The sequence below is a fragment of the Halomonas campaniensis genome (genome assembly GCF_002211105.1).
Classification (GTDB): domain Bacteria; phylum Pseudomonadota; class Gammaproteobacteria; order Pseudomonadales; family Halomonadaceae; genus Vreelandella; species Vreelandella campaniensis_A.
On record NZ_JPUA01000049.1, the window covers coordinates 41,620 to 52,491 of the forward strand.

The window sequence follows — 10,872 nt, forward strand, 5'->3', positions numbered from 1 at the left end:
AATACTGCTAACGATTCTCTGCTCGCCACTATAAACAATGTGACCATCTACTGCGTTGCCCAGCGTTACTAAATAGCCATGCTAGTTAGTCTGAGGGTGGGCAGGTTCGCGCTTCGTCGAGCGATTGCCTCGCGCCAGCAGAGGCGCCAAGAAGCGGCCAGTATGCGAGACGTCCTGTTTGGCGATCTGCTCCGGCGTGCCCTCGGCGATGATCTGCCCACCACCTGACCCCCCTTCGGGGCCAAGATCGACAATCCAGTCGGCGGTTTTAATTACATCCAAATTGTGTTCAATGACCACAATGGTGTTGCCATGATCACGCAGGCGATGGAGTACCGTCAGCAGTTGGCGAATATCTTCAAAGTGTAACCCGGTGGTCGGCTCATCCAGGATATATAGCGTCTTACCGGTATCACGCTTGGCCAGTTCACGGGCGAGTTTAACCCGCTGCGCTTCGCCGCCGGAAAGGGTCGTTGCGCTCTGCCCCAGGCGGATATAGGAGAGGCCCACATCCAGCAGGGTTTGCAGGCGACGGGCAATGGCCGGTACCGGGCTGAAGAATTCCAGCGCGTCTTCCACCGTCATTGCCAACACTTCGTGGATGGTTTTACCTTTATAGTGGATATCCAGGGTTTCGCGGTTGTAGCGTTTGCCCTTACATACATCGCAGGGCACATAGATATCCGGCAGGAAGTGCATCTCTACCTTGATCATGCCTTCGCCCTGGCACGCCTCGCAGCGCCCACCCTTAACGTTAAAGCTAAAACGGCCAGGCTTATAGCCCCGGGAGCGCGCTTCCTGGGTGCCCGCAAACAGCTCGCGAATGGGGGTAAATATACCCGTGTAGGTGGCCGGGTTGGAGCGCGGCGTGCGGCCAATTGGACTCTGATCAATATCGATCACTTTATCGAGCTGGTCGAGCCCTTCGATCTTCTCATAGGGCGCGGCGGTCAATGTCGTCGCGCGATTTAATTCGCGCGCGGCAATGGGCATCAAGGTGCCGTTGATCAGCGTCGATTTACCCGAGCCGGACACCCCGGTAATGGCGATAAACAATCCCAGCGGCAGGCTAAGCGTGACGTTCTGAAGGTTGTTGCCGGTCGCGCCGCGCACAATTAGCTGCTTTTCCGGGTTGCCAGGGATGCGGTAGGGCGGCACGGCGATTTCCCGGGTACCCGATAAATACTGGCCGGTCAGCGAGTTGGGGTTGTCCATGACATCTTTAGGTGTGCCCTGGGCGACAATCTCACCGCCGTGCACACCCGCACCTGGGCCGATATCCAGCACGTGATCAGCGGCGCGAATGGCGTCCTCATCGTGCTCGACCACAATCACGGTATTGCCCAAATCGCGCAGCCGCTCAAGGGTTTTCAACAATCGGTCGTTATCCCTCTGGTGCAAGCCAATCGACGGCTCATCGAGAATATACATGACCCCGACCAGACCTGCGCCAATCTGACTGGCTAAACGAATACGCTGGGCTTCACCGCCGGAAAGGGTATCGGCACTGCGCTCAAGATTGAGATAATCGAGCCCCACATTGACCAGAAACTCCAGCCGGGCATGAATCTCGTGGACGATTTTATCGGCGATCTCACCTTTGCGGCCCGGCAAGCTTAGATCGGCAAAGTAGCGCCACGCTTCACCAATCGGGAAGCGCACTATTTCGGCGATATTGTGATCGTCCACGTAGACATGGCGCGACTCTTTACGCAGTCGCGAGCCGTTACAGGTCGCGCAGGGCTGCACGGCGATGTATTTGACCAGGTCATCGCGCACCATGTTGGATTCGGTTTCCCGATAGCGGCGCTGCATATTGGGCAAAACGCCTTCGAAAGCGTGCTCGCGAGTTACTTTACGGCCCCGGTCGCCCACATAGACAAACGGAATCTGCTCATTGCCGCTACCGTTGAGGATAACCTCCTGCTGGTGGTGGGCGAGCTCTTGCCAGGGCGTTTCCAGCTCAAAGTCGTAGTGCTTGGCCAGCGCCTGGAGCTGGGTAAAGTAATAAATATTGCGCCGATCCCAGCCTTTGATGACACCTTCCGCCAGCGATAGCTCCGGGTGGCTGATCAGCTTATCGGGGTCGAAGTACTGTTGTACGCCCAAGCCATCACAGGTGGGGCAAGCGCCCGCCGGGTTGTTGAACGAAAACATGCGCGGCTCGAGTTCAGCCAGCGAGTAGCCGCACACCGGGCAGGCAAAGCGTGACGAGAAAGCAATATCGTCGCGCTCACCGTCCATAAAGTGAATCATGGCGGTGCCGTCGGCGAGGTTCAGCGCGGTTTCAAAAGACTCCGCCAGGCGTTGGGCAAGGTCGTCGCGCACTTTAAAGCGGTCAACGACGACGCTGATGTCGTGCTTTTTGCGCTTATCCAGCGGGGCGATGTCGTCCAGTTCCAGCACCTGACCATCGACCAGGGCGCGCACGAAGCCCTGGGCACGCAGCTCGGCCAGTAACTGTAAATGTTCGCCTTTGCGGCCTTTGACTACCGGTGCCAGCAGCATCAGCTTGGTGCCTTCGGCAAGGTTCATGACCTGGTCGACCATCTGCGAGATGGTCTGCGCTTCCAAATCTTCGCCGTGTTCTGGGCAGCGGGGCGTACCAGCACGGGCAAACAGCAGGCGCAGGTAGTCGTAGATTTCGGTGATGGTGCCCACGGTTGAGCGTGGGTTGTGGGAGGTGGACTTCTGCTCAATGGAGATCGCAGGTGACAGCCCTTCGATGTGATCCACATCGGGCTTTTCCATCATCGACAGGAACTGGCGCGCATAGGTGGAGAGCGATTCCACATAGCGGCGTTGCCCCTCGGCATACAGGGTGTCGAACGCTAACGACGATTTGCCCGAGCCGGAGAGGCCGGTAATCACAATCAGCTTGTTACGGGGCAGTTCCACATCGATCTGCTTGAGGTTGTGGGTGCGGGCACCCCTGACCAGAATGCTGTCCATCAACACCTCGAATCGCGCGGCAAAAGCGTGATTATACGTTTGTCTGCACCCTCCCGGCAAAACAGCTTTCATAACCCAAGATAACCTCCGGCAACTTGCGACGTTTCCAGCGCCAGCCCAAACCGCTAGAATAGAGGATTGTCACCATCCACACTGACTCACCCCATGCTTAACCACCATATAAAAGGGCATTATGCGCAAGGTTTCCGCACTATTGCTGGTCTCTGAACGTCGTGCGATCAGTGGTCTGGCCGGACTTTATGCATCGCGCATGCTGGGCCTGTTTATGGTGCTGCCGGTGTTGGCGCTGTATGCCGACGCTCTTGAGGGTTCAACCCCGCTATTGGTGGGCGTGGCGCTGGGCATTTATGGTTTAACCCAGGCAACGCTGCAAATCCCGTTTGGGTTACTCTCTGACCGCATTGGTCGTAAGCGGGTAATTGCCATGGGGCTGGTGATATTTGCACTCGGTAGCGTGGTCGCCGCGTTATCCGATACCATTATTGGCGTTATTATGGGGCGAGCACTGCAGGGCGGGGGGGCCGTAGCCGCGGCGATTATGGCGCTGCTGGCAGATCAAACCCGCGAGGAGATTCGTACGGCCGCCATGGCCACGATAGGGCTCTCCATTGGCGTGTCGTTTGCCATTGCCATGGTGCTGGGCCCCTGGCTTGCCGCTTGGGCGGGGCTTGCGGGAGTCTTCTGGTTTACCGCGCTGCTGACCCTGGTGGGGCTGCTGGTGCTATGGCGTTGGGTGCCTGCTGCACCTCGGCGGCGGCGCCACCGCGATGTGGGCATGGATCGCCAGCAGTTTAAAAGCGTGATCACCCGCCCCGATTTATGGCGGCTGGATATGTCGATTTTTGCCTTGCACTTAGTGCTGATGGCGATATTTGTCGCGGTACCTTTTCGCCTGCTAAACGCCGGTGTGGCGATTGAGTATCATGGGTTGGCATATCTTGGCATTATGGCGCTATCGTTTGTGGCCATGGTGCCGCTGATCATTGTTGCCGAGAAGCGGCAGCGGATGCGCTTGATGTGCCTGATGGCGATCGGCGCTATTGTGATTAGCTTAGCCGGTTTAGGGCTGCCACTTTCGCCAAGCTACTGGCTGTTTGTATGGCTGTTTGTGTTCTTCACCGGCTTTAACCTGCTGGAAGCGACGCTACCTTCCATGCTCAGCAAGCTGGCCCCGGCAGGGGCCAAAGGTACCGCCATGGGGGTCTACTCCACCAGCCAGTTTTTAGGCGCTTTTTTAGGCGGTACGCTAGGTGGTTTACTGGCGCACTATGGCGGCCTCAACGCGGTCTTTATTGGCTGTGCCGGGCTTGCGCTATGCTGGTGGGGTGCCATGTGGCGGATGCCCTCTCCGCCGCCGCTCTCCAGCGAAGTGGTAGCACTGCACGAGACTCAGGCAGATGCGCTCGACCTGTTGATGGAACATTTAGCCGATGTGGTCGGCGTCGAAGACGTCATGGTGGTGCCAGAAGAGCGTCTGGTCTATTTAAAAGTGAACCGCCAGCAGCTCGATGAGGCGGCGTTGAACAAGCTTATGGCACCGCCTAAATCTTAATCCAGCCGTCCCGATGAATGTGCAACGGCGGCTGGCAATAAACGCTATATGACAGCTATTAAAGGAGCGCCTTATGGCTCGCGGCATTAACAAGGTCATTTTGATTGGTAACCTCGGGCAGGATCCAGAGGTGCGTTTTACCCCCAGCGGCACCGCCGTGGCCAACCTAAACCTGGCCACCACCGATACCTGGATGGATCGTCAGAGCGGTCAGCGCCAAGAGCGTACCGAGTGGCACCGGGTGGTGATGTTCAATAAAACTGCCGAAATCGCCCAGCAGTACCTGAAAAAAGGCTCCAAAGTCTATATTGAAGGGCGTCTGCAAACCCGTAAGTGGCAAGACCAGAACGGCCAGGATCGCTACTCGACGGAAATCGTCGCCAACGATATGCAGATGCTCGATGGTCGCAGCGGTGACTTCCAGGGCGGCGGCGCTCCGCAGAATAACTATTCTCAGAACGCCCCCCAGAATGCACCGGCTCAAAATAGTCCTGCCGCTCCTCACCAAGGCGGTTATCCCCCGCAGGGTGGCGCGCCCCAAGGCGGTAATCATTACCCCGGCGGGCAGAGTCCGCAACCGCCTCGCCCCGCTCAGCCAGCGCCGCAGCAGGGCAATCAACCGCCCCCGCCCAACCAGCAGAACAGCAGCTACGGCGCCCCGGATCCGGGCAATTTCGACGACTTCGACGATGAGATTCCGTTCTGAGCGTGCTAGCTGTCTCGCAGCGCGGAAGTGAGCGTGATAAGGGAGAGGGGTCTTGAAGCTGCTAATACTGGATGCCGGACACTGCTTAAGCTTGGCACTGGCCCGGGAAGCAAGCCGTCGCGCCGATACAGAGTTAGTCATAGAGCAAGGGACGACCATCACGGCGTCGCGCCTTGAGGCGATAGCCCCTGACGCCGTGATTATTCCACCGTTGGCCCACCCACTGAACATGGCGCCAGCGGATGTGACGGCACATGCCGATGCGGTAGATACCTGCTTGGGTGCCTGCCAATCACAAGACGTGGCGTTGATATGGTGTGTCTCTGACCAGCTTTACGAAGACGGTTTGGAGGTGCCCATTGATGAGCATGTGGTGCCTGCGCCGCGGGATGACAGCTTGCGCCGCCTGGTGCAGACCGGTGATCGCATCCGCGCGGAGTTTCAGCGTCATTTGATTGTGCGCTTGGGCCCACTGTTTGCGCTGGAAGGCAGTCATGCGTGGCTTAATGACATCATTGGCCACTTGGTGGCCGGTAAGGCGGTACGCGCCGCAGAGGATGTGATATTTTGCCCGACCTCTGCCGATGCCGTCGCCATGGCCCTAGTTGGCATGCTGCAGCAGCAGGTCAGTGGTGCCAATGCCTGGGGGGCTTATCATCTTGCTGGCACCGAACCGGTCAGTGCTTTTACCTTTACCTCCATGGTGCGCACCCAACTGTTAACACACCTGGAGGGGCGCGGCGAGCAGATTACTCTCGGCGAGGTTCAGCCGCTTAAACACCACCATGATGCTAAGCTGCGGCGCGTCTTAAACTGTCGCCGTGTGCTGGATGTGTTTGGCGTTCATCAGAAACCGTGGCGATTAGAGGCTGGACGTATGTTGGATGCATGGTGTTTAACCCGTGAGAGTAATCGTCTCAGCGATACAGGAGCGTCGGCTTGATAAATGTGGTTCGCAGCTTGATTTTTTATGCTGGCTACTTTTTGGCCATGCTAATGATCGGCGTTCTGTTTCTGCCCATAGCCCCGTTTCTGCCGCTGTCAGGCCGCTACCGATTACTCAATTTGTATAACTACTTTTTAATGGTGTGGTTTCGTATCGCCTGTGGGGTGCGTTACGACATTCAAGGGCGGGAAAATCTGCCCACTGGCCCCTGTGTAATTCAAGCTAACCACCAGTGTGAGTGGGAAACCGTATTTCTGCAGGTAATGAAGCCACCGGTGTGTACTGTCCTGAAGCGTGAATTGCTGCGCTTGCCGATCTTTGGCTGGGGGTTGCGCTTGCTACGCCCGATTAGTTTGGATCGCTCAAAACCTGCGCGGGCGATGAAGCAAGTGCTCACTCAAGGTGTCGAGCGTTTGGGTACAGGGCTATCGGTACTGATTTTTCCTGAAGGGACGCGGGTAGATCCAGGCATCCGCAAGCGCTATAACAAAAGTGGCAGCGTCGTGGCGTGTCGGGCAGGGGTGCCGGTCTTGCCGGTGGCACATAATGCTGGCGAACGCTGGCCAGGACGTCACTGGGTTAAGCAGCCAGGCGTACTGCGCGTGCGCATTGGTAAGCCGATTGAGACAGAGGGGCGTATGCCCGATGAAGTACTCGCAGACGTTGAGGCGTGGATTGAAGCCCAGCTACAAGAAATTTCAGACGTGCCGCGGCCTACCTCTCGCTAGTAGCGTTAAATTGACTTCTTACAATACGAAAATGGCGCCCAAGGGCGCCATTTTCATTCTGCTTTTTCATATGCTTGTCACTGCAACAGCGTTAATCGTTAAAGCGCTGGAACACGAGACACGCATTGGTACCGCCGAAGCCGAAGCTATTGGACAACGCGCGCTCTATCGTCACGTCATCGCGACGTTCGGTGACAATATCGAAGCCGTCGGCCTGCTCATCCAAATCGGTGATATTCGCCGAAGCGGCAACAAAGCCGTGTTGCATCATTAGCAGCGAGTAGATCGCTTCCTGCACACCGGTAGCCCCCAGGGAGTGGCCGGTGAGGGATTTGGTCGAGCTCATGGCGGGTGTTGTATTGCCAAACACTTCGCGTATTGCTTTAAGCTCGGCAACATCGCCTACGGGCGTCGAGGTGCCATGCGTATTGATATAGTCAATGGCGCCATCGACCGTTGCCATTGCTTGACGCATGCAGCGCATAGCCCCTTCGCCCGAAGGAGCGACCATGTCATGGCCGTCAGAAGTGGCGCCGTAACCCACCAGTTCGCCGTAGATCTTGGCGCCGCGGGCCTTGGCATGCTCCAGCTCTTCCAATACCAGCATGCCGCCACCGCCAGCGATAACAAAGCCGTCACGGGCTTGATCGTAAGGACGCGAGGCCTTTTCAGGGGTGTCGTTATAATGGGTAGAGAGCGCGCCCATGGCATCAAACAGGCAAGAGAGTGTCCAGTGCTCCTCTTCACCGCCACCGGCAAACACCACATCCTGCTTGTTAAGCTGAATTTGCTCCATCGCACTGCCAATACAGTGTGCAGAGGTCGCACAGGCAGAAGAGATAGAGTAGTTGATGCCTTTGATTTTAAACGGCGTTGCCAAGCACGCTGAAACGGTGCTGCCCATTGTCCGAGTAACGCGATACGGGCCAACGCGACGCAGGCCTTTTTCACGCAGTACGTCGGCGGCTTCAACCTGATTAGCGCTTGAAGCACCCCCTGAGCCGGCAATAAGGCCAGTTCGCTCGTTGGACACCTGTTCTTCGCTCAGCCCAGCATCTTCGATGGCCTGGGCCATAGAGACATAGGCGTAGGCGGCCGCATCGCCCATAAAGCGGCGCAGTTTGCGGTCGATGAGTGCGTCAAGATCAATGTCGACGCTGCCCGCGACATGGCTACGGAAGCCGCGCTCGGCATACTCTTCCTTAAAACGAATACCGCTACGCCCCGCTTTGAGCGCATCGAGAACCTGTCGTTGGTCGTTGCCGAGGCACGATACAATGCCAAGGCCGGTGACTACCACTCGTCGCATGGGAGCCTCCTGATTAGAAATTCGCAGTGGAGGTAAATAGGCCAACGCGCAGATCATTAGCCTGATAAATGTCGCGTCCGTCAACGGATACTGTGCCGTCGGCGATACCCAAGATAAGACGTCGGGTAATAATACGCTTAATATTAATGCTATAGGTCACTTTTTGTGCATCCGGCAGAATCTGTCCGCTGAATTTCACCTCGCCGCAGCCAAGCGCCCGTCCGCGGCCAGGGTGGCCTAACCAGCCTAAATAGAACCCGACGAGTTGCCACATAGCGTCTAACCCTAAACAGCCAGGCATGACCGGGTCGCCAGGAAAGTGGCAATCAAAGAACCACAAGTCAGGCGTGATATCCAGCTCGGCGATCAGTTCGCCCTTGCCATGATCACCACCTTCTTCGTGGATGTGCTTGATGCGATCAAGCATCAGCATGTTAGGCGCCGGGAGCTGTGCATTGCCGGGGCCGAATAGCTCGCCGCGGGAGCAGGCCAGCAGTTCTTCGCGATCAAAGGAGTGTTGCTTGGTCACTGAATCGTTCCGAATATCAAATTGGTTGTGAGGCTAGTCTACTTCCCGAAACCGCTGAATGCACGTAACTGGCTATTTATCGCCCATTACTGGAGATTTTAGCGGATTGGCCGATAGGACTATAGTGGGCAGCTTGGCTCTGTTCACCGCCGATTATGCACAATAAATTTTCCAGTGCCGTAATATAGAGTATCCAAGTGTCTTATTAGGCGGCATGATCAGCATGGCACCTAACGCTAATTTTTATCTAGGTCAATTTGTATAGGGTATAGCGAATCGCCATGTGGCTTCCTGTTTCTCTCAATCGTCCGTTAGTTTGGGTCGCACTGACGGCGCTTCCAGCCTGTGTCTGGATACCTGATGCGATGCTACGCCTGGTGGCTGCCACGCTAGTTGCGCTAGGGCTTTGGGACGCCTGGAAACAAATGCGTCAGCAGCGGCTCCGTTTGCGCCTGTCGCAAGATACGTTGAGGCTCGCCAGTGATGCCATGGTGATTACCGATGCGCAAAATCGCGTGATAGTGGTTAACCCAGCATTTACCGAAATTACCGGCTACACCAGCCACGAAGTTCAGGGGTTAAAGCTGGAGACGCTGGCAGCCCCGCGCCACGACAAAACCTTTTACCAATCGTTTTGGAACACGCTGAAAAGTACCGGCCGCTGGGAAGGCGAAATGTGGAGCCGCCGCAAACACGGCGATGAGTACCCCGAGTGGCTGAAAGTCCGTGCCGTGACTGATAAGCGCGGCAACATTACCCATTTTATTAATCTGTTTACCGACATTTCGGCACAAAAGGCCCGCGAGCGTGATCTTCGCCGTATCGGCTATGAAGACCCTCTCACTGGGTTGCCCAACCGCCGGCGCCTGCATGATCTGCTTGCCTCTCGGCTGCGCCATTTACGCGCCGGTGAGAGTCTGGATATGGCGCTGGTGGATATCGATGGGTTGAAGTCGGTGAACGATAGTCTGGGCGTAGAACAGGGCGACCGTCTGCTGGCCCGCTTTGCCCAGCGGTTAACCAGTTATGTGGCGGGGAGCGTGGTAGGGCGCCTGGGTGGCGATGAGTTTATGGTCATCCGCACCACCACCTTTGACGATCACGACCAGTGGGTGGCCACCCTGCGTGAGCATATGAGCCGGCCCTTTGAAATCAACGACCACTCGCTGCGCTTAGGGTTGACGATTGGCAGCTGTCGCGTGCCCGAAGATGGTAACGACTCCGGCGTGCTGTTCCAGCGTTTGGAGTCGGCGCTATACAGCGCCAAACGGCTGGGGCGTAACTTAAGCCAGCGTTTCCGCCCGGCGTTGGATAAGCAGGATAACCCTCAACTGGCGCTGGTCAGTGATCTACGCGCCGCGCTTATTTCCGGTGACCAGTTGGAGCTGCATTATCAAACTCAGCATGAGCCTGGCAGCGGCGAGCTGGTCGGTATGGAGGCGCTGCTGCGTTGGCGCCATCCCAAGGATGGGATGATTTCCCCAGGCGACTTTATTCCGCTAGCCGAGCGGCACGGGCTAATGAGCCAACTGGGGGCCTGGGTGATCGAAAAAGCGTGTGCCCAGCAGGCGCACTGGCGTAATAGCGCTATGCCCAAGCTGACGATTTGGGTCAATATTTCGGCGCTACAGCTGTTTCAAGGCGATCTGGAGAGCCAACTGACCACTTGCCTAAAGCGCTACCAGTTGAAGCCTTCGCAAATTGGTTTAGAGCTGACGGAGTCGGTGTTACTTGACGAGCGTGCGGGCGATATGGGGCCACGGCTGCAGGCGCTGCGTGACCAAGGCTTTGCGATTGCCATCGACGATTTCGGTACCGGCTATTCGTCCCTTGGCTATTTGAAGCGCTTACCGGTGGACAAAATAAAACTCGACCGGGCGTTCATTAAAGAGTTGCCACACGATCAGGCGGACGCCTCTATCGTTAAGGCGGTATTGGCGATGGCAGAAGGCATGGGGCTAGGGGTAATTGCTGAAGGTGTTGAAACCAAAGAGCAGTGTCAGTTCTTGGTCAAGGCCGGCTGCACGTCCGTCCAGGGGTTCTACTTTGCCCGGCCGCTTGCCGCTGCTGAGTTGGAAAAACGCCTGGTGCCCGCGCCAGCCATTGTTCCCTCTGCTTCTTAGCAGAAA

General features: G+C 56.8%; 8 protein-coding genes. 5 read left to right on the forward strand and 3 right to left on the reverse strand.

Going from position 1 to position 10,872, the window contains the following annotated elements:
• Window positions 1-81 precede the first annotated feature (81 nt).
• Complete coding sequence (uvrA, locus tag JI62_RS20950; protein WP_088702035.1) at window positions 82-2,952, reverse strand: excinuclease ABC subunit UvrA; 2,871 nt, start codon at window positions 2,950-2,952, stop codon at window positions 82-84.
• Between the two features lie 193 nt (window positions 2,953-3,145).
• Here uvrA and JI62_RS20955 point away from each other — a divergent pair, with 193 nt between their 5' ends.
• From JI62_RS20955 to JI62_RS20970, 4 genes are all read left to right on the forward strand, one after another.
• A complete protein-coding gene (locus JI62_RS20955; RefSeq protein ID WP_088702036.1) occupies window positions 3,146-4,525 on the forward strand; it encodes an MFS transporter in 1,380 nt (459 codons plus the stop codon).
• Window positions 4,526-4,598: 73 nt separating this feature from the next.
• On the forward strand, window positions 4,599-5,231 hold the full coding sequence (gene ssb, locus JI62_RS20960; protein ID WP_088702037.1) for a single-stranded DNA-binding protein: 633 nt from the start codon (window positions 4,599-4,601) through the stop codon (window positions 5,229-5,231).
• A 52-nt stretch (window positions 5,232-5,283) separates the two neighbouring features.
• On the forward strand, window positions 5,284-6,174 hold the full coding sequence (locus JI62_RS20965; protein WP_088702038.1) for a sugar nucleotide-binding protein: 891 nt from the start codon (window positions 5,284-5,286) through the stop codon (window positions 6,172-6,174).
• On the forward strand, window positions 6,171-6,905 hold the full coding sequence (locus JI62_RS20970; protein WP_088702039.1) for a lysophospholipid acyltransferase family protein: 735 nt from the start codon (window positions 6,171-6,173) through the stop codon (window positions 6,903-6,905). Before JI62_RS20965 ends, JI62_RS20970 begins: the two co-directional genes overlap by 4 nt.
• A gap of 91 nt (window positions 6,906-6,996) precedes the next feature.
• On the opposite strand, the gene fabB is transcribed toward JI62_RS20970, so the two are convergent.
• Complete coding sequence (gene fabB / locus JI62_RS20975) at window positions 6,997-8,214, reverse strand: beta-ketoacyl-ACP synthase I (RefSeq protein ID WP_088702040.1); 1,218 nt, start codon at window positions 8,212-8,214, stop codon at window positions 6,997-6,999.
• 13 nt (window positions 8,215-8,227) lie between these two features.
• Window positions 8,228-8,743, reverse strand: coding sequence for a 3-hydroxyacyl-[acyl-carrier-protein] dehydratase FabA (gene fabA, locus JI62_RS20980; RefSeq protein WP_088702041.1), 516 nt, complete (start codon window positions 8,741-8,743; stop codon window positions 8,228-8,230).
• A gap of 281 nt (window positions 8,744-9,024) precedes the next feature.
• On the opposite strand from fabA, the gene JI62_RS20985 reads away from it, so the two are divergent.
• The gene (locus tag JI62_RS20985) at window positions 9,025-10,866 is read left to right on the forward strand and encodes a putative bifunctional diguanylate cyclase/phosphodiesterase (RefSeq protein ID WP_088702042.1); all 1,842 of its coding nucleotides are present in this window, start codon (window positions 9,025-9,027) and stop codon (window positions 10,864-10,866) included.
• The last annotated feature ends 6 nt before the right edge of the window (window positions 10,867-10,872 follow it).

Bases quoted from the DNA above. Each gene is read 5' to 3' on its own strand.
- uvrA (WP_088702035.1), bottom strand. From the start codon at position 2,952: ATGGACAGCATTCTGGTCAGGGGTGCCCGCACCCACAACCTCAAGCAG.
- JI62_RS20955 (WP_088702036.1), top strand. From the start codon at position 3,146: ATGCGCAAGGTTTCCGCACTATTGCTGGTCTCTGAACGTCGTGCGATC.
- ssb (WP_088702037.1), top strand. From the start codon at position 4,599: ATGGCTCGCGGCATTAACAAGGTCATTTTGATTGGTAACCTCGGGCAG.
- fabB (WP_088702040.1), bottom strand. From the start codon at position 8,214: ATGCGACGAGTGGTAGTCACCGGCCTTGGCATTGTATCGTGCCTCGGC.
- JI62_RS20985 (WP_088702042.1), top strand. From the start codon at position 9,025: ATGTGGCTTCCTGTTTCTCTCAATCGTCCGTTAGTTTGGGTCGCACTG.